The organism is Hymenobacter oligotrophus, from assembly GCF_003574965.1.
Lineage (GTDB): Bacteria > Bacteroidota > Bacteroidia > Cytophagales > Hymenobacteraceae > Solirubrum > Solirubrum oligotrophum.
This window is the reverse complement of record NZ_CP032317.1, coordinates 3,283,589-3,309,586: the sequence shown is the minus strand read 5'-3', so window position 1 is coordinate 3,309,586 and position 25,998 is coordinate 3,283,589. Positions and strand designations below refer to the sequence as shown.

At 60.0% G+C, this 25,998-nt stretch carries 24 protein-coding genes; 9 read left to right on the top strand and 15 right to left on the bottom strand.

The window, feature by feature from the left end:
- Nucleotides 1-34 precede the first annotated feature (34 nt).
- The 3 genes from D3Y59_RS14195 to D3Y59_RS14185 form a co-directional block, all read right to left on the bottom strand.
- A complete protein-coding gene (locus tag D3Y59_RS14195) occupies nucleotides 35-280 on the bottom strand; it encodes a hypothetical protein (RefSeq protein WP_240410379.1) in 246 nt (81 codons plus the stop codon).
- A 53-nt stretch (nucleotides 281-333) separates the two neighbouring features.
- Entirely contained in the window at nucleotides 334-906 is a 573-nt protein-coding gene (locus D3Y59_RS14190; RefSeq protein ID WP_119445638.1) for a DinB family protein, read from the bottom strand.
- 64 nt (nucleotides 907-970) lie between these two features.
- Nucleotides 971-1,522, bottom strand: coding sequence for a Crp/Fnr family transcriptional regulator (locus D3Y59_RS14185; RefSeq protein ID WP_119445637.1), 552 nt, complete (start codon nucleotides 1,520-1,522; stop codon nucleotides 971-973).
- 101 nt (nucleotides 1,523-1,623) lie between these two features.
- Between D3Y59_RS14185 and D3Y59_RS14180 the strand changes: the two genes are divergently transcribed.
- Both D3Y59_RS14180 and floA read left to right on the top strand, forming a co-directional pair.
- Nucleotides 1,624-2,091 (top strand): NfeD family protein, encoded by a 468-nt coding sequence (locus D3Y59_RS14180; protein WP_119445636.1) that lies wholly within the window; start codon nucleotides 1,624-1,626, stop codon nucleotides 2,089-2,091.
- Between the two features lie 49 nt (nucleotides 2,092-2,140).
- Entirely contained in the window at nucleotides 2,141-3,130 is a 990-nt protein-coding gene (floA, locus tag D3Y59_RS14175; protein ID WP_119445635.1) for a flotillin-like protein FloA, read from the top strand.
- Between the two features lie 278 nt (nucleotides 3,131-3,408).
- Here the strand turns inward: floA and D3Y59_RS14170 are convergent, their stop codons facing one another.
- Nucleotides 3,409-5,451: an OmpA family protein gene (locus D3Y59_RS14170; protein WP_119445634.1), complete on the bottom strand. Its 2,043-nt coding sequence runs from the start codon at nucleotides 5,449-5,451 to the stop codon at nucleotides 3,409-3,411.
- Between the two features lie 651 nt (nucleotides 5,452-6,102).
- Between D3Y59_RS14170 and D3Y59_RS14165 the strand changes: the two genes are divergently transcribed.
- Nucleotides 6,103-7,092 carry an isopenicillin N synthase family dioxygenase gene (locus D3Y59_RS14165; RefSeq protein ID WP_119445633.1) on the top strand — a complete coding sequence of 330 codons (990 nt, stop codon included), beginning with the start codon at nucleotides 6,103-6,105 and terminating at the stop codon, nucleotides 7,090-7,092.
- Between the two features lie 252 nt (nucleotides 7,093-7,344).
- Nucleotides 7,345-8,565 carry a chromate efflux transporter gene (gene chrA, locus D3Y59_RS14160; RefSeq protein WP_119446488.1) on the top strand — a complete coding sequence of 407 codons (1,221 nt, stop codon included), beginning with the start codon at nucleotides 7,345-7,347 and terminating at the stop codon, nucleotides 8,563-8,565.
- Between the two features lie 135 nt (nucleotides 8,566-8,700).
- On the opposite strand, the gene rfbA is transcribed toward chrA, so the two are convergent.
- The 7 genes from rfbA to prmC all read right to left on the bottom strand — a co-directional run bounded on the left by rfbA (nucleotide 8,701) and on the right by prmC (nucleotide 15,912).
- Nucleotides 8,701-9,573, bottom strand: coding sequence for a glucose-1-phosphate thymidylyltransferase RfbA (gene rfbA / locus D3Y59_RS14155; protein ID WP_119445632.1), 873 nt, complete (start codon nucleotides 9,571-9,573; stop codon nucleotides 8,701-8,703).
- Nucleotides 9,574-9,720: 147 nt separating this feature from the next.
- Nucleotides 9,721-10,728: an SDR family oxidoreductase gene (locus D3Y59_RS14150; RefSeq protein WP_119445631.1), complete on the bottom strand. Its 1,008-nt coding sequence runs from the start codon at nucleotides 10,726-10,728 to the stop codon at nucleotides 9,721-9,723.
- 107 nt (nucleotides 10,729-10,835) lie between these two features.
- Nucleotides 10,836-11,891 (bottom strand): dTDP-glucose 4,6-dehydratase, encoded by a 1,056-nt coding sequence (rfbB, locus tag D3Y59_RS14145; RefSeq protein WP_119445630.1) that lies wholly within the window; start codon nucleotides 11,889-11,891, stop codon nucleotides 10,836-10,838.
- A gap of 27 nt (nucleotides 11,892-11,918) precedes the next feature.
- Nucleotides 11,919-12,947 (bottom strand): UDP-glucose 4-epimerase GalE, encoded by a 1,029-nt coding sequence (gene galE / locus D3Y59_RS14140; RefSeq protein ID WP_119445629.1) that lies wholly within the window; start codon nucleotides 12,945-12,947, stop codon nucleotides 11,919-11,921.
- 91 nt (nucleotides 12,948-13,038) lie between these two features.
- Nucleotides 13,039-14,334 carry a nucleotide sugar dehydrogenase gene (locus D3Y59_RS14135; RefSeq protein ID WP_119445628.1) on the bottom strand — a complete coding sequence of 432 codons (1,296 nt, stop codon included), beginning with the start codon at nucleotides 14,332-14,334 and terminating at the stop codon, nucleotides 13,039-13,041.
- Nucleotides 14,335-14,374: 40 nt separating this feature from the next.
- Nucleotides 14,375-14,971 (bottom strand): acyltransferase, encoded by a 597-nt coding sequence (locus D3Y59_RS14130; RefSeq protein ID WP_119445627.1) that lies wholly within the window; start codon nucleotides 14,969-14,971, stop codon nucleotides 14,375-14,377.
- Between the two features lie 80 nt (nucleotides 14,972-15,051).
- Nucleotides 15,052-15,912 carry a peptide chain release factor N(5)-glutamine methyltransferase gene (gene prmC / locus D3Y59_RS14125; protein ID WP_162910797.1) on the bottom strand — a complete coding sequence of 287 codons (861 nt, stop codon included), beginning with the start codon at nucleotides 15,910-15,912 and terminating at the stop codon, nucleotides 15,052-15,054.
- Between the two features lie 59 nt (nucleotides 15,913-15,971).
- Here prmC and ribD point away from each other — a divergent pair, with 59 nt between their 5' ends.
- From ribD to D3Y59_RS14105, 4 genes are all read left to right on the top strand, one after another.
- Complete coding sequence (gene ribD / locus D3Y59_RS14120) at nucleotides 15,972-17,027, top strand: bifunctional diaminohydroxyphosphoribosylaminopyrimidine deaminase/5-amino-6-(5-phosphoribosylamino)uracil reductase RibD (protein ID WP_119445626.1); 1,056 nt, start codon at nucleotides 15,972-15,974, stop codon at nucleotides 17,025-17,027.
- 103 nt (nucleotides 17,028-17,130) lie between these two features.
- On the top strand, nucleotides 17,131-17,613 hold the full coding sequence (locus D3Y59_RS14115; protein WP_119445625.1) for a GAF domain-containing protein: 483 nt from the start codon (nucleotides 17,131-17,133) through the stop codon (nucleotides 17,611-17,613).
- A gap of 111 nt (nucleotides 17,614-17,724) precedes the next feature.
- Nucleotides 17,725-18,411 (top strand): hypothetical protein, encoded by a 687-nt coding sequence (locus tag D3Y59_RS14110; protein ID WP_119445624.1) that lies wholly within the window; start codon nucleotides 17,725-17,727, stop codon nucleotides 18,409-18,411.
- A gap of 112 nt (nucleotides 18,412-18,523) precedes the next feature.
- On the top strand, nucleotides 18,524-19,696 hold the full coding sequence (locus tag D3Y59_RS14105; RefSeq protein WP_119445623.1) for a glutathionylspermidine synthase family protein: 1,173 nt from the start codon (nucleotides 18,524-18,526) through the stop codon (nucleotides 19,694-19,696).
- A 456-nt stretch (nucleotides 19,697-20,152) separates the two neighbouring features.
- On the opposite strand, the gene D3Y59_RS14100 is transcribed toward D3Y59_RS14105, so the two are convergent.
- The 4 genes from D3Y59_RS14100 to D3Y59_RS14085 all read right to left on the bottom strand — a co-directional run bounded on the left by D3Y59_RS14100 (nucleotide 20,153) and on the right by D3Y59_RS14085 (nucleotide 24,555).
- Nucleotides 20,153-20,833, bottom strand: a complete 681-nt coding sequence (locus D3Y59_RS14100) for a phosphatidylserine decarboxylase family protein (RefSeq protein ID WP_119445622.1) — start codon at nucleotides 20,831-20,833, stop codon at nucleotides 20,153-20,155.
- Between the two features lie 217 nt (nucleotides 20,834-21,050).
- Nucleotides 21,051-22,337 (bottom strand): Glu/Leu/Phe/Val family dehydrogenase, encoded by a 1,287-nt coding sequence (locus D3Y59_RS14095; RefSeq protein ID WP_119445621.1) that lies wholly within the window; start codon nucleotides 22,335-22,337, stop codon nucleotides 21,051-21,053.
- Nucleotides 22,338-22,519: 182 nt separating this feature from the next.
- Nucleotides 22,520-23,434, bottom strand: a complete 915-nt coding sequence (locus D3Y59_RS14090) for a phosphatidate cytidylyltransferase (RefSeq protein WP_119445620.1) — start codon at nucleotides 23,432-23,434, stop codon at nucleotides 22,520-22,522.
- Nucleotides 23,435-23,478: 44 nt separating this feature from the next.
- Nucleotides 23,479-24,555 carry a CPBP family intramembrane glutamic endopeptidase gene (locus tag D3Y59_RS14085; protein WP_119445619.1) on the bottom strand — a complete coding sequence of 359 codons (1,077 nt, stop codon included), beginning with the start codon at nucleotides 24,553-24,555 and terminating at the stop codon, nucleotides 23,479-23,481.
- A gap of 198 nt (nucleotides 24,556-24,753) precedes the next feature.
- Here D3Y59_RS14085 and dusB point away from each other — a divergent pair, with 198 nt between their 5' ends.
- A complete protein-coding gene (dusB, locus tag D3Y59_RS14080; RefSeq protein WP_119445618.1) occupies nucleotides 24,754-25,743 on the top strand; it encodes a tRNA dihydrouridine synthase DusB in 990 nt (329 codons plus the stop codon).
- Nucleotides 25,744-25,998: the final 255 nt, after the last annotated feature.

Sequence of the window (25,998 nt, the reverse complement as noted above, 5' to 3'; positions counted from 1 at the left end):
CCGTTCTGTTTTTCCCTAGGTACTCGAGGGTGGCTTAGCGTTCGGCAGCAATGGCCGCTACCAGTTCTTCGTCGGAAAGGTTTTCGAGCCAGTCTTTTTGCAGCTCGAGGCGCACGGTTTGGGCGCCGCCGCTAGGCGTGCACACCACGGGCACGGCGCCCTCATCGGTTGCGGAGCGCTCGGTAGCTTCGGCGGCGGCTTGGCTATCCACGCCGGCGTAAGCTTGCACGCACGTCCAGGTGGTGTTGTCTTGGTCGGTTACTTCGCGTTGTTGCATCATGCTGCCGCTTACGCAGGGCCCTAGGTGCTGGGTTGGCCACGTGGTGCCAGCACCTACACCACCAAGGCTGGTGCGGCGGCTTGGGCTTGCTTGGCAGCACGCTGGGCTTGCTGCACGTGGCGCTCCTCGTGCAGCACTACAAACTCCAACGCCTCACCCAAACGCAGCTTCAACAGCCGGAAAAACTCCACGGGCACGGCTTTGCGGTTGAGGTCGGCGGTGTGGGCGGCGGCCAGCACGGCCAGCAGGCGCGATTGATGCTGCAAAAACTCCTCGAGCACGCCGCGGCTTAGTTGGCTGCCCGCGGGGTTCATGTGCTTCACGGTTTTGCTGGCTTTGCCGTTGCCGGGCCGCACCACTTCCAGCGACTTCTTGCCCAGCCAGCTGTAGCCCACTTCGGCAGTGGCGCCGGGCCGCCGCGGGTGCTGCATGGCCTGCTCGAAAGCCGGCAGGTAGTAGCGGCTGTAGCGGTTGAGGTGCTCCAAGCACTCGAGCACGCTCCAACTTTGGGCGTTGCTCTTGTGGTTAAGCGCTTCGCTCGAAAGCGGCGCTAGTTCGGCTTCGGTGGTTTGCTGCAGGCGGCGCACCGCGGCTTGCAGTTGCTGAAGAAAGGTGTTGGCGTTCATGGCTTTTGCGTTTGTGCAAAGGTGGCCTTCCCTCCTGCCCCAAAACCTTGATTGAACGCAAGATTTAGCGCAGCCGGCTGAGCGTTTCGGGTGTCATGCGCAGGTACGAGGCAATGTACTTTTTAGGCACCAACTGAAAGAGGTGCGGGCTGCGGCGCAGCAATCTTTCCAGGCGGCGTTCGGGCTCGGCCAGCAGTAAATCAATTTCCCGATCGATGCGGCCCACGAGCACCTTCTCCAGCTCTTCGCGCCAAAAGCGGGCAATGTTGGGCAGCAGCTCCAATAGGGCCGTAAAGTCGTTTTTGCTGATGCCCAGCAGCTCGCTTTGCCGCAGCGCCTGAATGCAATACTCCGAAGGCGTGCCGTGCACAAAAGACGGGAACGAGCATACCACATTGGGCGCGTAGGCAAAGCCCACGCAAATTTCCTCGGTTTCGGTAGGGTAGTAAATGCGCAGCAAGCCGCTTTTCACGAAGTACAGGTTGCGCTCTACCTGCCCGTGCTGCACCAGGTTCTCGCCGCGGCGCAGCGTAATGGGCTTGTTCCAAGCCGCCACCAGCGCCTCTACCTCGCGGGCACCAAAATACGGGACTTGACCTAGGGCTTCGGCTAACATAAAAACACGCTGAGCTGCGCGAAAAGCTACGGAAGAATAGCTAACTAGGCCTGCCTAGGTGCTTTGTGCGTATCTTCCGGTAGGCATCTCACCCCGCTCCCATGGATTGGTTTCTGATCGTTGTTTTGCTTGTGTTCGGCGCTGCATTTCTGGCCGCCGAAGTGTTGCTCATTCCGGGCACCACCATCGTGGGGTTGGCCGGGTTCATTCTGCTCACGGTAGGCATCTGGCTGAGCTACCGCGACCTAGGTTCCACTACGGGCCACATCATCCTTGGCGCTTCGTTGGTGCTTACGGTGGTGGTGGTGTGGTACGGGCTCAGGCCGCAGTCCGTCAATAAGTTCGCGCTTACCGAGCGCAACACCGCCCGCGTGGATGATGTGCGCCGCGCCGCGGGTGTTGAGCCGGGGCAAGTAGGCCGGGCGCTATCGGCCATGCGGCCGGCCGGCACGGTGCTGTTCGGCGACGAGCGCCGCGAAGCCACCACGCGCGGCGAGTTTTTGGCGGCGGGCGCAGCCGTGCGCGTGCTGGGCATCGAGCAAAACCGCATTGTGGTAGCGGCGGCGTAGCTGGTTTGTCAGGGAAATGCGCTAACTACGGCCAGCAATTTTTCTGGCCATGAACGAGTTTCCGATTATTCCGATTGTGCTGGCGGCCGTTGTGCTGCTGGTGTTCCTGTACTTCTTCCCGATTAGCCTCTGGATTACGGCCATCTTCTCGGGCGTGCGGGTAGGGCTGTTTCAACTGGTGCTGATGCGCGTGCGCAAAGTACCGCCTTCGCTGATCGTGAACTCGCTGATCACGGCCACCAAAGCCGGCCTCAACATCACGGCCAACGACCTCGAAACGCACTACCTCGCCGGCGGCAACGTGCCCACGGTAATCAAGGCGCTGATTTCGGCCGACAAAGCCAACATCCCGCTCGATTTCAAGCAAGCCACCGCCATCGACCTGGCCGGACGTGATGTGTTCGAGGCCGTTACCACGTCCGTAAATCCCAAGGTCATCAACACGCCCAACGTGGCGGCCGTTGCGCAAGATGGCATCCAGCTCATCGCCAAAGCCCGCGTAACGGTGCGCGCCAACATCTCGCAACTGGTGGGCGGCGCCGGCGAGGAAACCATTCTGGCCCGCGTGGGCGAAGGCATCGTAACCAGCATCGGCTCGTCCATCTCGCATAAAGAGGTGCTCGAAAACCCCGACAAGATTTCGAAGCTGGTGCTGCAAAAAGGCCTCGACGCCGGTACGGCTTTCCAAATTTTGTCCATCGACATTGCCGACGTAGACATCGGAGAAAACATCGGCGCCAAGCTGCAAACCGACCAAGCCTCGGCCGACTTGCGCGTGGCCGAAGCCCGCGCCGAAGAGCGCCGCGCCATGGCCGTGGCCATGGAGCAGGAAAACCGCGCCAAAACCCAAGAAGCCAAAGCCCGCGTGGTAGAAGCCGAAGCCGAAATTCCGAAGGCCATTGCGGAAGCTTTCCGCAGCGGCAACCTAGGGATTATGGACTACTACAAGATGCGCAACATCCAGGCCGACACCGATATGCGCGACTCCATAGCCAACCCCGGCGGCAGCAGCAACACCAAGCCCAGCCCGAACGTGTAACGCCCCTAGGTGCCCGCAGCCGCGGCCATTAAGAGGAGGCACGACATGCCGCGCATCGAGCGGCGTTAACCAATCCTAGGTTGGGCACCAGCATTCACCTAGCAATGCGCTAAAGTTACCGCACCAACAAAACCACAACCGCCCGAACCCTGGTAGCAGGGTTCGGGCGGTTGTGGTTTTTGGGCCAAGCGTATTCGGTTGCTGCCAGGAGGGCGGTGCTTCCCTGCTCAGGACCGATTGCTTCGCTGGGCTCGCAATGACAGCTGGGGGTATGGGCGTTACTTCTTGGTAATCACAAACTCTACGCGGCGATTGAGCTTGCGGGTTTCTTCCTGCTCGTTCGAGGCAATGGGCTTGGTGTCGCCGTAGCCTTGGGTGGTAATGCGGTTGCCCGGTATGCCCTTCGACACGAGGTACTTTTTCACCTCGTTCACACGGTCGACGGAGAGCTTCATGTTCAGGGCCGGGTCGCCTTGGTTGTCGGTGTGGCCGTCCACCCGAATTTCCATCTGCGGGTAATCCTTCATGATGCGCACCAGGCGCATCAGCTCGGGGTAGGAGCTTTCGCGCAGGTAGTACTTGCTTTGGGCGAAGAAGATGTTGTTGAGGCGAATGGTTTGGCCGACTTCAAACGGAATCAGAAATAAGTCCTGGGTTTGCTCGGAGTACTTCTGGCGGTCCGTTACGTCGAGGTTCTGGTCTTCGGAGAGGTAGCCCTTGGCATCGGCGCGGTAGCCGTAGTGCGAGCCTGCAGGCAGCACAATGGTGTAAGAGCCATCGGTGGGGTTGGTCTCAACCACGCCGATTTCCTCGCCCGTAATCAGGTTTTCGTAGCGCACGGTGGCCGTTACGGGTTTGCGCGTTACGGCATCGAGCACGCGGCCGCGTACCAGCGCCACCACTTCGGGCTTGTTTTTGGGAGCCAGGCTAATGCGGAAGATGTCGCGCGAGTTGTCGGTGCCGTTGCGGTCCGATACCAGGTAGGCGTCGTCGCCGGCGGCCGAAAGGGTAAAGTAGGCATCGGCCGCGGGCGAGTTGATGCTCGGCCCTAGGTTGCGCGGCTTGCTCCAGTTCGTCCAGGAGTTATCGAGGCGCTTGGCGTAAAAAATATCGCTTTTGCCGTAGCCCTGCAGCCCCTCGGAGGCGAAGTAGAGGGTTTTGCCGTCGGGGGCCAGAAACGGGGCAAACTCGGCGGCCTTGGTGTTGATGCCGGACCCGAGGTTGGTGGGGCGGCTAAACGAGCCGTCGTCTTGCCGGAAGCTGATGTACAAATCCTGCTGGCCCTTGCCGTCTTTGCGGTCCACAGCCATCAGCAGCTGCTTGCCCGAGGTAGTCAGGAAAAAGTCGACGTTCTCGGGGTCGTCGTTGTAAAAATCCTGAATGTTCAGCTTTTCGGGTGCCGTCCAGCCGTTGCGCGTGCGGCGGGTAATGCTGGCGCCTTTGGGGTCGAAGGAGCCATCGGGCTTGTAAATGCTGATGAGCACCGCCGTGTTGCCGTCGGCCGACACGGAAGCCACGCCGTTGCCCCACGGCGTGTTGATGGGCGCGCCAATGTTTTTGGCCGGGCTCCAGGCTTTGGTTTTGGCGTTGCTGAGCGTGGCAAACCACACATCTTGCGGGTCGCGGGCGCCGCCGTTGTTTTGGGGGCTGCCTTGCCGCGCAAAAAACAGCGTGCGGCCGTCGGGGGCAATTACCGGGCGCACCTCCGTGAACTTGGTGTTCACGTTGGGCCCTAGGTTCACCATAGCCGAATCGAAGGATATGCTCTCGGTGGGCGCCGCCCGGAAGTCCTTCTTCACCATCACGTCCGTTACATCGGCCACGCCAATGGCGTCGATCTGGTTTACGCCGTTCACTTTGGCCGTATTCAGGGTTACCACCACGCCAATGGTGCGGTAAGCGGCTGGCCCAAAGGTTACCTGCAGCGTCCGGAACACCTCGGGCAACGGCCCGGGGTTGGGGTTTTCGTACACTTGGTGCCGCTCGTTGCGCGTATCTACCAGCTCGATTTTGGTGATGGCGCCCGGGTTGAAGTTTTCGACGATGGTAACCTGGCGGGCCACCACCGACTTGGCAAACTTCACCTCGATAAACTCCTTGGGCCCCTCTTTTTTCGGAATCCAGCCGTTGTTGCTGATCTGACCTAGGGGCAAGGCATCGGGTTCGCCGAGTACTTTTTCGGGCGAAAAGGCCTCTTTGCCTTCGGCTTTTTGCGACGACACCTCCACTACTTTGGAGGCCCACACCGCGTGTTGCGCGCTGGCCGCGCTACTTATTCCTATTAATGCACCAAACGTCAGGATGAATGTACGTATGCTCATACGGTTGCTAGCAAATCAGAAAGCCCAGGTGAAGGCGACCGAGCGGTGCGTTAAAGTCGACAGTTACCCAAAGACGTCCGTAAGTGGGTTCGAGTTTCGGTTGAGACGAAAAGCGCCCCAAAATTACCGCCTCTTGGCCAAAGGCGCCACCACACGATAATGCGACGCCTCCTGCGCCCTGCTGCTTGCGCACCCACCGGCCTAGGTTGGCAACGGCGCGGGCAGCCGATGTATTGTTCCCGCGCCGAAAGATGGTAACCCTAAACTAATCGGTCGTCACGTCGAGCCCCGTCGAGACATCTCGCGTGCTGACGTCCGAGAGTATTGTCATCCTGACGAAGGAAGGACCTTATTACATATGAACCTCACGGGACCCCTGCGGGGCACGGCCCCCTCTCACAAAGAGAGGGGGAGTGTATGCTATCGGGCGTCAGCACCCCAGATGTCTCGACGGGGCTCGACATGACAGTCAAGAGGTGACGCTCTTATTTACGCCACGCTACCAAAGTCCGCACCTAAGGTGCGGCCGCTGCGCCCCAGGTGCGGGCCCGCGCTACCAGCACGGGCAGCCCGGCAACTACCTGTGCAAACGTTTTTTTGAGTACCTTGCCGCGTACGAAAGGTTTTCCAAAAGTATATTGCGAATTCGCTATGAGCGAAAAATTGTTGGACGAAATTCCGTCGCTTGACCTGGCCGATTTCCGCTCGGGCGACCCTGAGCGCAAAGCCAAATTTGTGCAGCAACTGGGCGAGGCTTACCAGAACATCGGCTTCGTGGCCCTCAAAAACCACGGCCTCACCGACGAGCAAACCGAACAGCTGTACGCTGACGTTAAAGAGTTCTTCGCCTTGCCCGACGAGGTGAAGCAGAAGTACGAAAACCCCGAGCTGGCGGGCCAACGCGGCTACACCGGCAAAGGCAAGGAGCACGCAAAAGGCCGCAACACCGGCGACCTGAAGGAGTTCTTCCACGTGGGCCAGGAGGTTGACGACCCCAACGACCCCATCGCCAAGGAGTACCCCGACAACATCTTCCCCGAAGAGGTGTCGCGCTTTCAGGAAAGCACCCTGCGCACTTACAAAACGCTGGAGGCCGCCGGCAAAGACGTGCTGCGCGCTATTGCGCTGTACCTGAGCCTGCCCGAGAACTACTTCGACGACAAGGTGCGCAACGGCAACTCCATCCTGCGCCCCATTCACTACTATCCCATCGAAAACCCCGACAGCGTACCGGCCGATGCCGTGCGCGCTGCCGAGCACGGCGACATCAATCTGATTACTTTGCTGATGGGCGCCTCGGCCGATGGCCTGCAGGTACTGCGCCGCGACGGCAAGTGGATCGGTATCACGGCCCTGCCCGACCAAATTGTGGTGAACGTAGGCGACATGCTGCAGCGCCTCACCAACGGCGTGCTCAAGAGCACCATCCACCGCGTGGTGAACCCGCCCCGCGAGAAGATGAACTCTTCGCGCTACTCGATTCCGTTCTTCATGCACCCGCGCTCAGAAATGAGCCTCGCGGCCCTGGAGAACTGCGTAACCGCCGACAACCCCAAGCAGCAGCCCGACATCACGGCCGGCGCGTTCCTCGACGAGCGCCTCGTGGAGCTGGGCCTGAAAAAGGGCAAATCGACGATGTAATTGCTTGCCGAAAGGCAGGCTGGCAAGGGCTACCACTCCGCGGAGTGGTAGCCCTTGCCTTTTGGCCCTAGGTGCCCGCTTGGCCTGGCGGCACCTAGGGCCCGCTGCCTTGCCCCGGCAACCCGGCCAAAGCCTGCATTACTTTGCTTGCCGTTCGGGCCAGATTGTGCTTCTTTACTGTTGCCACCCACCCCTTAGCCCGTGCAGCTCCCGGAACCCGCCGAAGTAAAGCTGGCGCCTCCTCCCAGGCGCATGCACGCCAAGCGCGTACGCGGCATCATCTTCCTGAAGGACGTGGCTGTGCTAGCCCTCACAGCATTTGGGGGCCCGCAGGCCCACACCGCCATGATGCTGCGCTTGTTGGTGGACAAGCGGCGCTACCTCACGTCGGCCGAGTTGCTCGAGCTGATGGCGCTTTGCCAGGTGCTGCCCGGCCCTACCTCCACCCAAACCATCACCGCCATCGGGTTTCGGTTGGGCGGGCCTAATCTGGCTTACCTTACGCTGCTCGTTTGGATGCTGCCCGCCGTGTGCCTCATGACCATTGCCGGTCTGTCGATCAGCTACCTGGATAAAGACCTCGTGGCGCGGCTGGTGCGCTTTGTGCAGCCCGTGGCGGTGGGGTTTGTGGCGTACTCGGCCTATAAAATCGCCGAGAAGGTAATTCATACCAAAACCTCGGTGGCGCTGCTGGTGGCCTCGGCCCTGATTGCGTATTTCTTCCAGCTGCCTTGGGTACTGCCGCTGCTGCTCTTGGGCGGTGGCCTGATTACCACCTTCCGCTACCGCAAGCTCCCGAAAATTGAGGTAAAAGAGCCCCTCCGCATCGAGTGGTCGAATTTTGTGCTGTGGCTGGGGGTGGCGCTGGTGGCGGCCTTGCTGGGCCACTACACGCGCTTGCTGCCGGTGCGATTGTTCGAGAACTTTTACCGCAACGGCTCGCTGGTGTTTGGCGGCGGGCAAGTGCTGGCGCCCCTGCTCTACGCCGAGTTTGTGGAATTCAAAGGCTACCTCAGCAGCACCGAGTTTTTGTCGGGCTACGGCCTCACACAGGCATTGCCCGGGCCCAATTTTGCGTTCAGCTCCTACATCGGCGCCCTGGCCATGCGCGAGTACGGCATTGGCGGGCAACTGGTGGGCGCATTGGTGGCGGCGGCCGGCATTTTTATGCCCGGCACACTGCTAATATTTTTTTTGATCCGTTTCTGGGATCAGCTCAAGCAGTACCGCGTGGTTAAAGCGTCGCTTGAGGGCATCAACGCTGTAAGTGCTGGCTTGGTAGTGGCGGCCACGTTTCTGCTGTACCACCCCTTGCCCTATGGCGTGGTGTGGCACTGGCCGGGCCGTTACGGCGTCGATCTGCCGCTAAACCCGGTGTTGGTGGGCGCTACGTTTCTGGTGCTGCTGTGGGACCGGATTCCCTCCTACGTGCTGGTGCTGGGCGCTCTGCTGGCCGGCGCGTTGCTGCCCTAGGGGGCCGGTGTTAATTGATAATGATCAATGAACAATTAATAATGAGCAATGGCCAGTGCTGCCTAGGTGCCCGGCGCAAAACAAATGCCCGGCACCTAGGGGTACCGGGCATTGCTCATTGTTAATCCCCCATTACTAGAATACCAGTTGCTCGGGCAAGTGCAGCAGGTAGTCACCGTAGCCGCTTTTGCGCAGCGGTTCGGCGATTTTGCGCAGCTGATCGGCGTCGATGAAGCCTTGGCGGTAGGCCACTTCCTCAATCGAGCCCACCTTCAGGCCCTGGCGCTGCTCAATTACGCGCACAAACTCGCTGGCTTGCATCAGCGACTCGAAAGTGCCCGTGTCGAGCCAAGCCGTGCCCCGACCTAGGATGCCCACCTTCAGCTTGCCGCGGCGCAGGTATTCCTGGTTCACGTCGGTAATTTCGTATTCGCCGCGGGCACTGGGCTTCAGGGCTTTGGCAATGCTCACCACCTCGTTGTCGTAGAAGTACAAGCCCGGCACGGCGTAGTTGCTTTTGGGCTTCTTGGGCTTTTCCTCGATGCTGAGGGCCTGCAGGTTCTCGTCGAACTCCACCACACCGTAGCGCTCGGGGTCATGCACGTGGTAGGCGTACACCACGCCGCCGTCGGGGTTGTTGTTGCTTTGCAGCAGCTCTTCCATGCCCGCGCCATAGAAAATGTTGTCGCCGAGCACCAGGGCCACTTTGTCGCCGCCGATAAACTCTTCGCCAATCACAAAAGCCTGCGCCAGGCCGTTGGGCACCTCCTGCACGGCGTACTGGAAGTTGCAACCGAGGTTCTGGCCGTCGCCCAACAGGCGCTGGAACTGCGCTTGGTCGTGAGGCGTGGTAATGATCAGGATATCACGGATGCCGGCCATCATTAGCACCGACAACGGATAGTAGATCATCGGCTTGTCGTAAACCGGCATGAGCTGCTTGCTCACGGCCAGCGTCAGCGGGTGCAAACGGGTGCCGGAACCGCCGGCGAGGATAATGCCTTTCATGGAGTAGAGTTATGAGAACGTCATGTCGAGCTTGCCGGGACATCTCGCGTGCTGACGTCTGAGAGTGACTTCTTGGTTTAACGAGAAGATTACCACCCGAGCGAGATGTCTCGGCAAGCTCGACATGACGTTCTGGGCTCCTTGCTGTTAACCGCGTTCTTGAATAAATGCCTCGTTGGCCCGGAACCACTCGAGCGTACGCTTCAGGCCTTCGCGGATACGCACCTGCGGATTATAGCCCAGCAGACGCTCCGCCTTGCTTATATCGGCCAACGAATCGCGGATGTCGCCGGCGCGGTTGGGGCCGTACTCGGGCGTAATATCCACGCCGGCCTCTTCCTTTAGAATATTGAACAGGTCGTTGAGCGAGGTGCGGTCGGCCACGGCAATGTTGTACACCTGGTTCACGGCCTCGGGGTTTTGCACCAAAGCCGCCCGAATGTTGGCTTGCACGCAGTTCTCCACAAACGTGAAGTCGCGCGTTTGGCCGCCGTCGCCGTTGATGCGAGGCGCTTTGCCCTTAAGCACCGCGTCGATAAACAGCGGAATCACCGCCGCATACGCCCCATTTGGGTCTTGCCGCGGTCCGAAGATGTTGAAGTAGCGCAGGCCGATGATTTCCATGCCGTACGTTTTGCCAAACACGTCGGCGTATAGCTCGTTGGCGTACTTCGTTACCGCATAGGGCGACAGGGGCTTGCCGATGCGGTCCTCGATCTTGGGCAAGTGCGGCGAGTCGCCGTAAGTGCTGCTGGAAGCTGCGTACACGAAGCGCTTCACGCCGGCATTCTTGGCGGCTACCAGCATGTTCACGAAACCGCCCACGTTCACGTCGTTCGAGGTGATGGGGTCGTTAATGGAACGTGGTACCGAACCTAGGGCGGCTTGGTGCAACACCACATCAGCGCCTTCGCAGGCTGCGCGGCACGCTTGCGGGTCGCGAATGTCGCCGTCGAGAATTTCTAGCGCCGGGTTGCCCTCAAATAAGCGTAGGTTTTTGCGGAAACCGTTGGAGTAGTTGTCGAAGGTGCGCACCTTCTTCACCCCGTGCTTCAGCAGGTACTCTACGATGTTGGAACCGATAAAGCCTGCCCCGCCGGTGACGAGGAAAGTAAGATTATCGAGCGGCTGCTCGTGAAAGGGCTGTTCGTACATGAAAGTCAATTATCAATGAACAATGAGCAATGAACAATGCTGCTTTTGGCCTTTAGGCATCAAGAGCATTGTTCATTGCTCATTGACAATTGTTCATTGCAAGCGTATCAGCGCGCGGCGTATTGCTGGCGGTAGTAATCCTGGTAGGCGCCGCTGGTTACGCGCTCCAGCCACTCCTGATTTTCGAAGTACCAATCTACCGTTTGGCGCAGGCCCTGCTCGAAGGTTACCGAAGGTTTCCAGCCCAGATCGTTCATGATCTTGCTCGAGTCGATAGCGTAGCGCAAATCGTGGCCGGCGCGGTCGGTCACAAACTTAATTAGCTGACGCGAAGCACCTTGGGCTTTGCCCAACTTCTCGTCCATCACGTCGCAGAGCAAGTGAATAAGGTCGATGTTCTTCCATTCGTTCACACCACCGATGTTGTAGGTCTCGCCAACTTTGCCGCTGTGGAAAACCGCGTCGATGGCCGTGGCGTGGTCTTTCACGAACAGCCAGTCGCGCACGTTTTCGCCGCGGCCGTACACCGGAATGGCTTCGCCCTTCTGAATGCGGTGCAGCGCCAACGGAATCAGCTTCTCGGGGAAGTGGTTCGGACCGTAGTTGTTCGAGCAGTTGCTGATTTTCACCGGCATGTGGTACGTGTGAAACCAAGCCCGCACGAAGTGATCCGACGACGCCTTGGAGGCCGAGTAGGGCGAGCGAGGGTCGTAGGGCGTGTCTTCGGTGAACATGCCGCCGTCCATTTCCAAGGATCCGTATACCTCGTCGGTGCTCACGTGGTAAAACACGTGGCCCTCGTAGCCGTTGGGCTGCCACAGGTGCCGGGCCGCGTTCAGCAAGTGAACCGTACCCAGTACGTTTGTCTTTACGAACGCCAGCGGGTCGGTAATCGAGCGGTCGACGTGCGATTCCGCCGCCAGGTGAATCACCGAATCGGGCTGCTCGGTGGCAAACAGCTGGTCAACAAAAGCCTGGTCGGTCAGGTCGCCTTTGATGAAACGGTAGTTCGGCCGGTCCTCGATGTCGCGCAGGTTCTCTAGGTTACCCGCGTAGGTTAGCGCATCCAGGTTCAGGATCTGATACTCGGGGTACTTCGTTACGAACAACCGCACTACGTGCGAGCCAATGAAACCAGCGCCGCCGGTAATAAGGATTTTCATGATCGGGAGCAGAAGTCGTGTTGAGAGTTATTCGGGCTTGGCACCTAGGTTTTGCTGCCAGCGCCAAGCAGTGGCCAAGGCTTCCTCCAGCCCTACTTCGGTACGGAAACCAAGTACGTTGGCTCCCTTGGTAGCGTCGGCATAAATGGCAGGCACATCGCCGACGCGGCGCGGGCCGGTGCGGTATCTCAGCGGCTGCCCGGTTACTTTTTCGAAGGCTTTTACCACCTCTAGTACCGAGTTGCCGTGGCCGGTACCTACGTTGAACACTTCCACGGTTTCGGCTTTGCCATCGAGCTGGCGCTGCACCGCCACTACGTGGGCACGGGCTAGGTCGCCTACGTAGATGTAGTCGCGGATGCACGAGCCGTCGGGTGTATCGTAATCCACGCCGTACACCGTTAACTGGTCGCGCCAGCCAGCGGCGGTTTGCGTTACGAAGGGCACCAGGTTGTTGGGTACACCTAGGGGCAGCTCGCCGATCTTCCCCGATGGGTGCGCGCCGATGGGGTTAAAATAGCGCAGCAAGATGCTTTTTACTTCGTTGCCTGGCGCCTGCGACAAGTCGCGCAGGATGTCTTCGCACATTTGCTTGGTGCGGCCGTACGGCGAACTAGCCGCTTTGGTGGGCGTTTGCTCGGTTACCGGCAGCTGATCAGGCACACCGTACACGGTGCACGACGAGGAGAAAACAAGGTTGTTGACCTTAAACTCTTGCATCAGTTCCAGCAGCACCAGCAACGAGCCCACGTTGTTCTGGAAGTAAGCAAGCGGTTTCTCTACCGACTCGCCCACAGCTTTGTAGGCCGCGAAATGGATAACGCCTGCTAGGTCTGTTTCAGCTTCGAACACTTCCCGGAAAGCCACCTTATCGGCGCAGTCGGTGTGGTAACACTTTACGTCGGCACCTAGGATGCTCCGAATACCTTCCAGCGCCGTGTCTTTCGAGTTGGAAAAGTTATCGACAATGATAGGCGTGAAGCCTGCTTCCTTCAGCGCAACCACGGTGTGCGAACCGATGTAGCCAGCGCCGCCCGTAACAAGAATCTTTTTCATAATGAAAGAAGGAATAAATGAGCAGATGAATAGATGAACAACGAGCTTTTACCTACTCATTTATTCATCCCTTTATCTGCTCACCCAATAATTACAGGCTCCAGTACTGCAATTCGTTGATTTTCTCGCGGAACAAGCCCTTAATATCGACCAGGACAGCTTTAGGAGCCGTAATCGATTTAAAGTACTCTTCGTCGAGTTGCGTGTAAGGTTTGTGGCTTACGGCCACCACCACGGCATCGTAGTCGTTGCCAATCTGGCTTTCCGGAATCAGGCTGAAACCGTATTCGTGGTTCAGCTCTTGGGAGTCGGCGTGCGGATCGACGATGTCGACGTTGACCGAGAAGTTGCGCAACTCGTTGATAACGTCGGCTACTTTGGAGTTGCGGATGTCCTCCACGTTTTCCTTAAAAGTAGCGCCCATCACGAGCACCTTCGATTTGGCCACGTCCTTGCCCTGCTTGATCATCATCTGCACGGTTTTGCGCGCGATGTAAGCGCCCATGCCGTCGTTGGTGGTCCGGCCCGAGAGAATGACCTTGGCGTCGTAACCGAGTTCTTTAGCTTTGTAGGTGAGGTAGTACGGATCGACGCCGATGCAGTGGCCGCCCACCAAGCCGGGGCTAAACTTCAGGAAGTTCCACTTTGTACCAGCAGCCTCGAGCACTTCGTAAGTGTTAATGCGCATACGGTCGAAAATCATCGACAGCTCGTTCATCAGCGCAATGTTGACGTCGCGCTGGGTGTTTTCGATTATTTTAGCGGCTTCGGCCACTTTGATCGAAGAAGCGCGGTGTACGCCTGCGGTTACTACCAGCTCGTACGTTTTGGCAATTTCCTCGAGCGACTCGGCATCGCAGCCCGATACCACTTTTACGATCGTGGCCAGGGTGTGCTCTTTGTCGCCGGGGTTGATGCGTTCGGGCGAGTAGCCTACTTTAAAGTCAGCGGGAAACTTCAGGCCCGACTCGCGCTCCAAAATCGGAATGCAGTCCTCTTCGGTGCAGCCCGGGTACACGGTCGATTCGTACACTACGTAGTCGCCCTTTTTCAGCACTTTGCCTACGGTAGTGGAGGCGCCAATCAGCGGCTTGAGGTCGGGCATGGCGTGCTCGTCGATGGGCGTAGGCACGGCCACCACGAAAAAGCGCGCTTCGCGCAGCACATCCAGCGAATCGGTGAACGTGATGTTGCAGCCTTCGAATGCCTCGGCCTCCAGTTCGCCGCTGGGGTCTTGGTTGTTGCGCATCATCTCCACGCGCTGGGCGTTGATATCGAAGCCGATGACGCTGATTTTGCGGGCAAACTCCAGGGCAATAGGCAGGCCCACATAGCCTAGGCCGATAACGGCCAGCTTGGCCTCTTTATTCAGTAACTGCTCGTACACGGGTCGAAGAAACTTGGAAACGGGAGCTTGGATATTCAGATTATTGCTCGGCGCTCATACGCGAAACGCGCTGGCCGGTTAATTGGTATTGCCAGCCGCTTTCGGGGCAGGCCCCGGCACCGGCCGCATCAAACTGCAGCCTGTGGCCGTGCTGGCTTACCCAGCCGTGCTGGCGGGCCGGGTTGCCGTACACCAAGGCGTAGGGCAACACATTTTTGGTCACCACTGAGCCGGCACCCACAAAAGCGTAGGCCCCTAGGTGCACGCCGCACACGATGGTGCTGTTGGCCCCAATGCTCACGCCCTGCTCCAACACAGTGGCCTGATACTGGTGACGGCGGGGCACCGCAGCCCGAGGGTTGCGCACGTTGGTGAACACGGCCGATGGCCCGATGAACACGTCGTCGTGGCACACCACGCCGGAGTAAAGGCTCACATTGTTCTGCACCTTTACGTTACTACCCAGGCGTACTCCATCGGCCACAAACACATTTTGGCCCAACGAGCAGCCTTCGCCCAACTCAGCGCCGCTGCTCACGTGGCAAAAATGCCAAATGCGCGTACCGGCACCAATGCGGCAACCCTCGTCGAGAACGGCGGTGGGGTGCGCAAAGTAGTCGGGGGCAGTTTGGGTCATGGGCCAGCCAGCAGCAGTTGTTTTCGGCGGGCAAAGGTAGGCCTTTTCGCTTAGACGTCATTGGCTTAAACGCCGCGCCTTCAGCCAAGCCACGTAGCCCGCACCATGCGCGCGCGGCCCGTGAGGTCGGGCAGGGCGCGGGCTTGCTGGTAGCCTGCTTGCTCGAGCAGGGCCACGGTTTCGTGCGGCAGCGCCTCGTTGATTTCGAAGTAGATAGCTCCTCCCGCTTTGAGCAATTGCCTCCCTAGGTTGGTCAGGCGACGGTAGAATACGAGAGGGTCGTTGTCGGGCACGAACAGGGCAGTATGCGGCTCGTACTGCAGCACGTTGGGCCGCATCAGGGCCTGCTCCGACTCGCGCACGTAGGGCGGGTTGCTCACGAGCACATCGAGGCTGCGGGCTTCGAGGCCGGGCGGATCGGCTTGCAAAATATCGGCTTGCAGCCACTGCACCTGCGGGGCGTAGCGCTGTCCGTTTTGCTGGGCAACCGCTAAGGCTTCGGCCGAAATATCGAGCCCCCACACCTGGCTTGTAGGTAGCTGGCGCGCCAAACCAATTGGGATACAGCCCGAACCAGTGCCCACATCGAGCACGCGCAGGCCCTGCTTACTTGCCTGTTCCTGCACAATCAGCTGCACCAGCTCCTCGGTTTCGGACCTAGGAATGAGCGTGGCCGGTGTTACCAGCAGCTCCATATCGAGGAACGGCGCCACGCCCAGCACGTACTGCACGGGCTCGTGCTGCAGCAACCGGCCTAGGGCTGCCTGGGCACTTGCCTGCGCATCGGCCGGCACGGCATCGGCGGCTTGCACGCGGCGCTGCAGCGGCGAAAGATGCAACATGTGCTCTACCACTATGCCCGCGATGCTGCTGGCTTCGGGGGCCGGGTACAAAGGCAGCAACGCCTGGGTGAGCTGGTCGGTAAGCTGGCTAATGGTCACGTTCGGGCAGGGCTGTATCTTGTCGGGGCAAAGCTACACCACCCGCTTCGTTGCCCCTCATGACCGCGCCTTCCGACTTCACCGCCCACGACGAACTGCTGATGCGCCGGGCCCTCGACTTAGCCCTGCTGGGTCAGTTTACGGCCCGCCCCAACCCCATGGTGGGCTGCGTAGTAGCCGATGCCCAAGGGCGCATTGTGGGCGAAGGGTGGCACCGGCAGTATGGCGGCCCGCACGCCGAGGTAAATGCCTTGGCTGCCGTGCCGCCCGAAACCGACCTAGCCGAATGCCGCGTGTACGTAACGCTGGAGCCCTGCTCGCACTTCGGCAAAACGCCGCCCTGCGCCGACCTGCTGATTGCCCGCGGCGTGCGCGACGTGGTGGTGTGCAACGCCGACCCCAACCCGCTGGTAGCCGGCCGCGGTTTTACCAAGCTGCGCGAAGCCGGCATTCGGGTGCGCACGGGCTTGCTCGAGGCCGAGGGCCGCCGCCTCAACCGCCGCTTTTTTGCGGTGCAGGAGTTGGGCCGACCGTACATGATTCTGAAATGGGCCGAATCGAAAGATGGGTTTGTGGCCGGCGCGGGCGGGCAGCCGGTAGCCATCAGCTGCCCTACCTCGCGCATGCTGGTGCACCGGTGGCGCGCCGAGGAGCAAGCCATTATGGTAGGCACGCGCACGGCCCTGAACGACAACCCCCAGCTGAACGTGCGCGAGTGGCCCGGCCCCGATCCGCTGCGTTTGGTTATCGACCGCAACCTTTCGCTGCCCGCTGGGCACCACTTGCTCGATGGCTCGCAGCCCACGGTGGTTTACACCAACCGCGAGCAGCCCGATGCCGACAACCTGAGCTTCGTGACGGTGCCGCCCAGCCAAGACCTGCTGCCCGCTATCCTCGACGACCTGAATGCCCGGCGCGTGCAATCGGTGTTGGTGGAAGGCGGCCCGGCCCTGCACAACCTGCTGTTGCAAGCTGGCCTGTGGGATGAAATACGCGTGCTCCGCAGCCTGCACGTGCGCATTGGCGCAGGCGGCGTGGTGGCGCCGTCGCTTAACCTTACGGGTCTGCGCGAGCATCGCGCCCTAGGTGCCGACGAACTGTTTGTGTTTTACTAGGAGTTAGGATGAACTGGTCTTTGCAGCGGGGGTTGCACCCATCGGGTTACTTTTGCGTTGCCAACGTGTTACTTGTCACGTATTACCTGTCACCTCCATACAGATGGCCGAAGATCTTCTTATCGACCGTACGCTTTCCAAAGCCAATCAATACCAATCCCTCCTGCCCCAGATCGAAGCCCTGACCACGGGCGAACCCGATCAAGTAGCCAACCTGGCCAACGCCATGGCCGCCCTGAAAGAGACGTTCGGGTTTTTCTGGGTGGGCGTGTACGTGGTGAAGAATGACGAGCTGGTGCTAGGTCCGTTTCAGGGGCCGGTGGCCTGCACGCGCATCCGCCACGGCAAAGGCGTTTGCGGCAGCTCGTGGGCGCAGGCGCGCACCTTGCTAGTGCCCGATGTCGAGCAGTTTCCGGGGCACATTGCCTGCAGCTCGCTTTCGAAATCCGAAATAGTAGTGCCCATCATCAAAAACGGCAGCGTGGTAGCCGTGCTCGACGTAGACAGCGACCAACTCAACGATTTCAACGAAACCGACCAGCAGTACTTGGAGCAGTTGTGCCAGCGCATGGCGCAGTGGTTCTAAGTTTTACAAAGCCCTAGGTGCCGAGACCCATGCGGGCCTCCGCACCTAGGGCCGCTTTCCTCGCGTACGCATCACCCCTCCTCCCACCGGCCGCTCAAGCCATTAACTGCCATGAACAAACCCTTATACCGGCTCGGCGACTGGCGCCGCAACCTGCTGCTTGTAGCCGCGGCCACCAGCCTCGGGCTGTCGGTGCTGCCGGCCTGCACCTCCAACAACAGCCGCCCCGAAACCGAAGCCACCGGCGACTGGAGCGGCGAAACCTTCAGCCAGGGTGTAATTACCGAAATGACGGAAGTGCAGCCCGGCCAGTGGAAAATCACGGCTGAGCGCCCCGCCGGCAAAGAAGAAGTAGCCGCCATTTTGCGCCACTTTGATGGCAAGGTGGATACCCTGCAGGGCCAGGCTTTGCAGCGGCAAATGCAGGATTACGCCCGCCAATACCCCGAAAACCGCGTGGGCAGCACCGGCCTCATGGATGTGCTGATGTGGAGCGGCATCGGCTACATGGCCGGCCGCTTCCTCACGCCTAACCCGGGATTTTATGCCAACCCCGGCTTAATGCAACAGAACTACGGCTGGCGCCAAAACATTGCCCGCGAGCGTGAAAACCAAGGCCGCGGCTTTTATGGCCGTGGCTTCTACGGGGGCCGTAGCTCGCGCACGGCCGGTATTCAGGAAAGCCCCTCGTTTTCGCGCAGTGCTTACCGCACCGGCACGTACCGCAGCTCGGCCCCGAGCTACGGCCGCAGCAGCGGCTTTGGCACCCGCAGCAGCTCGCGCGGCTTTGGCGGGTAATAGTTATTAAGGAGGAAAGAAGAATGAGGAAGGAAGACGCGTGGCGCCAAGTGCGAATTCAGCTCTTCCTTCACTGCCATCTTCCTTCCTCATTCGTCCTTCTTCCTTACTTATGATTCGTCTCCTTCCGCTAACGGGCGATGTTACTCCGGCCATTCGGCGCTTGGGTTGGGACTGGGCCGTGGAGGATGCCTGCGCTACCTACTTGGCTACCGAGGCCATAGAGCTTAGCGAACCGCAAGCCGAAGAACTGCTGCAGGCGGCCGATACGCTCTACGAGATGCTGGTACAGGCCGTACCCGACCCTATCCCCGACGATTTTCTGCAGTTGCTGGGCATACCCACCAACTTGTGGCAGGCCGTGCGGCACTCCTGGAACGACGAACGGCACTGGCACCTCTACGGCCGTTTCGACCTGGCCAGCACCCCCGAAGGCGTCAAGCTAGTGGAGTTTAACGCCGATACGGCTACGAGCATTCCCGAAACCGCCGTGGTGCAGTGGGCCAGCCTCATGGCCGCTGGCCGCCCCGACGATCAGCAGCAAGCCAACGGGCTCTTCGAAGGCTTGGAACTGCAACTGCGGGAGTGGCTGGGCCTGAACGCCGACCTGGAGCCCAATTTGCTGCTTGTGCATTTGCCCGATAGCCAGGAAGACGAAACCAACTGCCAGGTAATTGCCGAAGCCGCCCGCGAGGCCGGCTTTGCCACGGTGCACGTGTGCCCCGTCGATGCGATGCAGGTTTCGGTGCTGGGAGAAGAGCGGGGCGCCTGGGCCGAAGTAGCTGCTGGCGAGTGGCAGCGCTTCCCGTTTGTGTTCAAGTTGGTGCCGTGGGAGATTCTGGCCGAAGAGGAACCCGAGCTTACTGCCGACCTGACCCAGCTGCTGCAAAGCCGCGACCTGATTATTGCCAACCCGGCGTACACGCTGCTGTTTCAGAGCAAAGCCATGCTGGCTTGGCTGTGGCAAGTGTTTCCGCACCACCCCCTGCTGGCCGAGGCCTCGATGCAGGACCTAGGCGGCCATTACGTACGCAAGCCCCTATTTGGCCGCGAAGGCCAGAGCCTTGCAGAGGTGCAGGATGGCCGTGTGCAGCACGCCGAGCCGGGCGATTACGACCAGCAGCCGCAAGTGCGCCAACGCTGGCTCGAGCTGCCCGCCGATGCGCAAGGCCGCCGCTACCAAGCCGGCGTGTTTTGGGCCGGCGAGGCCTGTGCCCTAGGCTTCCGCCGGGCCAACGGCATCATTACCAACCTTTCGGAGTTTGTGCCGCACGTGGTAAGCTAGGTCGTGTCATGTCGAGCCCCGTCGAGGCATCTCGCGTGCTGACGTCCGATGGCATTGTCATCCTGACGCAGGAAGGACCTTACCACGCGCGCTGACGCTGAGTTGCGGCGGGCCCGCGTGTAGCGCTGAGTGTTACTCGGCGCTGGCGCCAAAGGCGCCAATCCGGCACCGCGCCATATGGCATAAATCCGCGCGGTTACGAATGGCGGCTGTGGGCCGCCGCGCCGAGTAACACTCAGCGCTACACGCGGGCCCGCCGCAACGTGGGTTAAGTAGCATACACGCTTTCACTCTTTGGGTAAATGCGCATCGAACATTCTTCGGGCGCAGAGGTCACGTAAAATTCAGGCGTGGTAAGGTCCTTCCTTCGTCAGGATGACACTACTAAGCCCTAGGTAAAGAAAAAGGCCCGCTGCTCTGGGAGCAGCGGGCCTTTCGTTATGCAGTAAATCAAGCTTAGAACAAGCCCGACGACTGGGTTTTCAGTTGGGCAATAACCGTTTGGCCGCCTTTAACTTTTTCGCCGATCTGCACCTTCATTTCGGTGTCGACGGGCACGAAGATGTCGACGCGCGAGCCGAACTTGATGAAGCCGAACTCCTCGCCCTGGCTTACTTCGTCGCCTTCGTTTACGTACCACACAATGCGGCGGGCCATGGCGCCGGCAATCTGCCGGAACAATACCAGCGGGCCGGCTTCGGACTCTACCACCACCGTGGTGCGCTCGTTTTTGGTGCTGCTCTTGGGGTGCCAGGCCACCAGGTATTTGCCGGGGTGATACTTGAAGTACTTTACCGTGCCCGACACCGGGTTGCGGGTGATGTGCACGTTGATCGGCGACATGAAAATGCTGATCTGCTTGCGCACGTCGCCGAAGAACTCGGGCTCGTGCACGTCCTCAATTACCACCACTTTGCCGTCGGCCGGGGCAATTACCAGGTCCTCGTGGGTGAGCAGGTTGCGAAAGGGGCTGCGGAAAAATTGCAGCAGCAGCAAGAAGGCAATAACCGAAACTGCCGAAAACACGCGGTTGAACCCTTCGGCCTGCTCGTTGAACTGGTATAGCAACAAGTTGAGGGCAAGCAGGATTAGCAGCGTGAAGAAGAGAATACGGCGACCTTCTTTGTGGATTTTCATAAATCGCAGATTAGCGCTGATTGCGGTATGCAGCTGATGCTGAGGGCAATCAGGCAAAACAACCGAGCGGCAAACGAAGCGGGAATGCGGTAGCGGGGCGGAACGCGGTTACAAAGATAGCCCGGACCTCGCGGTCCGGGCTATACTTTATGCAGAACCCTGACGTTGGCGGCCAGCCCTAGGTTGCCTGCGGGCCGGCGCCAGTCAGGAGCGGGGCTTAGAAGCTGCCGCGGAACTTGTAGGTCTGGGCTACTTTATCGATGGCCACCACGTAGGCAGCAATGCGCATCGGGATGTTGTACTTCTGGCTCGTGGCGTACACCTTTTCGAAGGCATCGTTCATGATGCGGTCGGCGCGCTCGGTTACCATTTCTTCCGACCACTTAAAACCTTGGCGGTTTTGTACCCACTCGAAGTACGACACCGTTACACCGCCCGAGTTGGCCAGAATATCGGGCACCACCATAATGCCCTTCTCGTTGATGATGGAGTCGGCCGAAGCCGAAGTGGGGCCGTTGGCACCTTCCACAATCAGGCGAGCCTTGATGTCGTGGGCGTTGTGCTCGGTAATCACGTCTTCCACGGCGGCGGGCACCAACACATCCACGGGCGAGGTGAGCAGGTCTTCGGCATTTTCCATCAGCGTAGCGCCGGTGTAGCCATCGAGGCGGCCGTTGTGGGCGTTCTTGTAGGCAATGGCCTCGTCCACGTTGATGCCGTTCTCGTTCCAGTAAGCGCCCGAAACGTCGCTCACGGCTTTGATTTTCACGCCCTGCTCGCAAAGCAGCTTAGCTGCCCACGAGCCCACGTTGCCAAAGCCCTGCACAGCGGCCGAAGCCCCCTTAGGGTCCATGCCCAGCTTGCGCATAGCCGCCAGCGCCGATACCATTACCCCGCGGCCGGTAGCCTCGGTGCGGCCCAGCGAACCGCCCATTACCAGCGGCTTGCCCGTAACCACGGCCGGCGACGTCATGCCTACCGTCTTGGAGAATTCGTCCATCAGCCACGCCATTTCGCGCGGGCCGGTGCCCATGTCGGGGGCCGGAATGTCCTTGTCGGGGCCGAATACGTCCTTCATGGCCAGCGTGTAGGCGCGGGTGAGGCGCTCAATTTCGCCGGGGCTCATGGTGGTGGGGTCGCAGATGATGCCGCCTTTGGCACCGCCGTACGGAATGTCCACCACGGCGCACTTCCAGGTCATCCAGGCAGCCAAGGCTTTCACCTCGTCCAGGTGCACGTTTTTATCGTAGCGAATGCCGCCTTTCGACGGGCCGAGCACCGTGTTATGAACCACGCGGTAGCCCTCGAAAACGCGTACTTGGCCGTTGTCCATCGTCACGGGGATGTGCACGATGACTTGCTTGTCGGGCGCTTTCAGCACGTTGTACGTCGCGTCGTCGAGGCCGAGAATATCGGCGGCAACGTTGAAACGCGACATCATGGATTCGAGGGGGTTCTCGCGGTCCACCTTAGGGGCCGGCTCTTTATACACCGTAGTGGCCATGCTGTTGGTCGGGTAAGTGGGGTTGAAGAATGGGGGAATGCAAAAAACAGCGGCCGCCCGAGGCCGGCCGAGCAGCCAGCAAGCGGGCGGAAAAATGACGCGCCAAAGGTACTAGGATTCCCCAATACGCATAAAAAGGCTAAAAGGACTAGCGTTGGCGAGCCGAGGGCCCTAGGTGCCGCTTACAAATCGAACAGCAGCAGCAGCACCACCAGCACCGGCACGATGAACAAGAAGGCGTCGAACCGGTCGAGCAAACCGCCGTGGCCGGGCAATATGCGGCCCGAATCTTTTACGCCTACGCTGCGCTTCAGCATCGATTCGGCCAAATCGCCGAGCACACCGAACACCGCTACCACCGCGGCCGCCACCAAGCGGTGCGCCAGGGGCATATCGGGCAGCAGGTAGCCCAGGCCCCAACCTACCCCTAGGGTCAGCAACGTGCCGCCCACCCAGCCTTCCCAGGTTTTGCCGGGCGAGATGCCGGGTGCCAGCTTGTGTTTGCCAAAGTTTTTGCCGGCAATGTAGGCTCCGGTATCGGCCGCCCACACCAGAAAGAGCAAGCCAAAAATGCGGCGGTAGTCATAGCCGTCTTCCGTGAAACCGATAAGGCACAACAGGCTCATGGGCAGGCTCACGTAGAACAAGCCGCCCATGGCCACGCCTAGGTTGGCGAAGGGTTGGTGCTCGTTGGTGTCGTTCCAGCGAACCATTTCGCGCAGCAGAAACACCAAGGGCACAATTAGAATTAGCGAGGCTAGCGTGATCAGCACCGGCTCGGTGGTTTCGTAGGGGCGGGCATCCACGTCGCCGAGTACGTAGAGCAGGCCGAAGACCACCAAGCTGGTGCCCGTGCCGATGATGGCGGCGGGCCGGTAGCCGGCCACGCGCATCATGCGGTAAAACTCCCACAGCATGCGGGCCTGCACGATGCCGAAAAACAAGCCGAACGTCCAGCCGCTGTACCAAATGCAGCCCAGCAGCGCTACGGCCCCGATGGCGCCGGAAATAATGCGTTGCCACATGTTCGACATGCCAGGCGGCTTAGCAGCTTCGGGCGAGTTGGCGGGCGACGACGGAGTTGCGGAGGTAATCAAAAGTGCAAAGGTGCTGATGGCGGGAAAATGCAGTGGCGACGGCCCTAGGTGGTTATACGGCCGGAAGCTTCGGGCGGCGTTTCGATGCCGTGCGAGGTGAGCGTGTGCCCGGCTACTGGCGGCGCAGGCAGCGGCGCGTCGGCTTGGGTGCGCACCTGCACGCCGTGGCCCGTAAGCACGTGCGCCTCGGTGGTAGCGGCTTTGTGCGCTGCAAACTGCTGCTGCAGCCAGTACAGCAGCCCCAAGGTAAGCACCAGCGAAAGCAGCATCAGCGGCCACGGCATGGGCTCGTTGGCATCGGCATCGAAGCTGATGGTGCCGCGCTGCTGCAAAAACAGCAACAGCAACTGAAAGCCGTTTTGGGCGAAGTGGGCCGCCATGGGTACCAGTATGTTGCCGCTCCAGGCAAACAGGTAGCCCAGCAGCACGCCCAACACCATGCGCGGCACAAACCCGAAGAACTGCATGTGAATGGCGCTGAACACGATAGCCGACAGCCACACGCCCCAGTGCAAAGAGTTCGTCCAGCGGCTAAACTGGCGCAGCACCACGCCCCGGAAGGTTAGCTCCTCGGCAATAGCAGGCACCACGGCCACTACCAGCAGCGCCACCAAAAAGCGCGTGGTGGTGCCAAACTTGGTCAGGAAAGTGGTAAGCGCCTGAGCTTGGTCTTCTTTTTCGCGGGCGCCTTTTTCTAGGTCGTAAAGCCAAGAGGGCAAGTGAGCATCGGCGTTCCAGGCTACTAGGCCCGATAGCGCCGGCATGCTCACGATCATCAGCACCATGGCCGCGAGCAGCCACCAACCCGGCGTGGGGCGGCGCGGCATAAAGTAGTCGGCGGGCTTGAGGCCGCGCAGCACGGGCAAAAAGTAAGCGCCAGCTCCAAACCCAGCAAGCAGCGACAAGCCCTGCAGCCACATCAGCACAGCCCAGCCGTAGGTGTAGCGCGCGGGCGAGGCCAGTACCTCGGGCAGGCGCAGCAGATCGACGCCGTAGGTAATTGTAACCACCGATACAGCCAGAAACATACCGATGCACATGCCCGCCACCACCAGCAGCGTGAGCAGCAGCAGCGTAAGGGCGGGGTGCAGCGTTTCGGTGGAGCGGGCGAAACCTTTCATGCGCGTTGGGTAGTTGGTAGGCGGTAGTCAGACAAATAAACGTGCCGAGGGCTGCATTGGCTGGCACGTTTTGCCCGGGTGGCTGAGTCTCAGTACTCCATACCGGCTACTGACCACTCTTCTGTCGTAAATTTGCGCAAAATACGCTAACCGGCGCCGTTCAACGTCAGCCCGACGCTTGCGCGGCGCCCCCACAGTATGGTCTACATCCGCGACCTCGCCCTGCCCGATTTTCCGCTGCTGCTTGCCCCCATGGAGGACGTATCGGACCCGCCGTTCCGTGCCGTGTGCAAGCAGGGCGGCGCCGATCTGATGTACACCGAATTTGTGTCGTCGGAAGGCCTGATCCGCGACGCGGCCAAGAGCAAAAAGAAGCTCGACGTGTTCGACTACGAGCGGCCCATCGGCATTCAGCTCTTCGGCTCCGATGTGCAAACCATGGCCGAGTGCGCCAAAATCAGCACCGTAGCCGGGCCCGACCTCATCGATATTAACTACGGCTGCCCCGTGAAGCAGGTAGCCTGCCGGGGTGCTGGCGCGGCGCTGCTGCGCGATATTCCGAAGATGGTGCAGATGACCGAGGCCGTGGTAAAAGCCACACGCCTGCCCGTGACGGTGAAGACGCGCCTAGGTTGGGACGACTCGACCCGCAACGTAGAGGAAGTAGCTGAGCGCCTGCAGGATATTGGCATTGAGGCGCTGACCATCCATGGCCGCACCCGCGTGCAGATGTACAAAGGCGAAGCCGATTGGACCTTGATTGCCAAGATCAAGGAGAATCCGCGCATCCGCATTCCCATTTTCGGCAACGGCGACATCGATTCGCCCGAGAAAGCCATGGAGTACAAAAACCGCTACGGCGTCGACGGCATTATGATTGGCCGCGCTTCCATCGGCTACCCCTGGATTTTCCGCGAAATCAAGCACTACCTGGCCACCGGCGAAAAGCTGGCCCCGCCCACCCTGGAGGAGCGCGTAGGCGCCTGCCAAATGCACTTCGAGAAGAGCATTGAGTGGAAGGGCCCGAAAGTGGGCATTTTTGAGATGCGCCGCCACTACGCGCACTACTTCAAAGGTTTGGTGGGTGCCAAGCAATGGCGCACGCAGTTGGTAGAGGCCAACACCCCCGACGAAGTGCGTGCCATCCTGGCCACCATCGCCCAAAGCGAAGCCGTGCTGGCGGATTAAACAATACCTAGTTTGTCATCCTGAGCAAAGCGAAGGACCTTATCACGCAAGGTAGTATGCACTATCCAATGTGGTAAGGTCCTTCGCTTTGCGGACGCTAGATCAAGGATGACAGATGAAGGATGACAGTTTTTCTATTCAGCATCAGCAGCTCGACAGGACATGCCCTAGGTGCCACTGACCCGGCGCGGCGCTAGCACCTAGGGGCGGCCGCCGCAAGCATGGCATACCTCGCGCCTTGTTCCGACCTTTGCC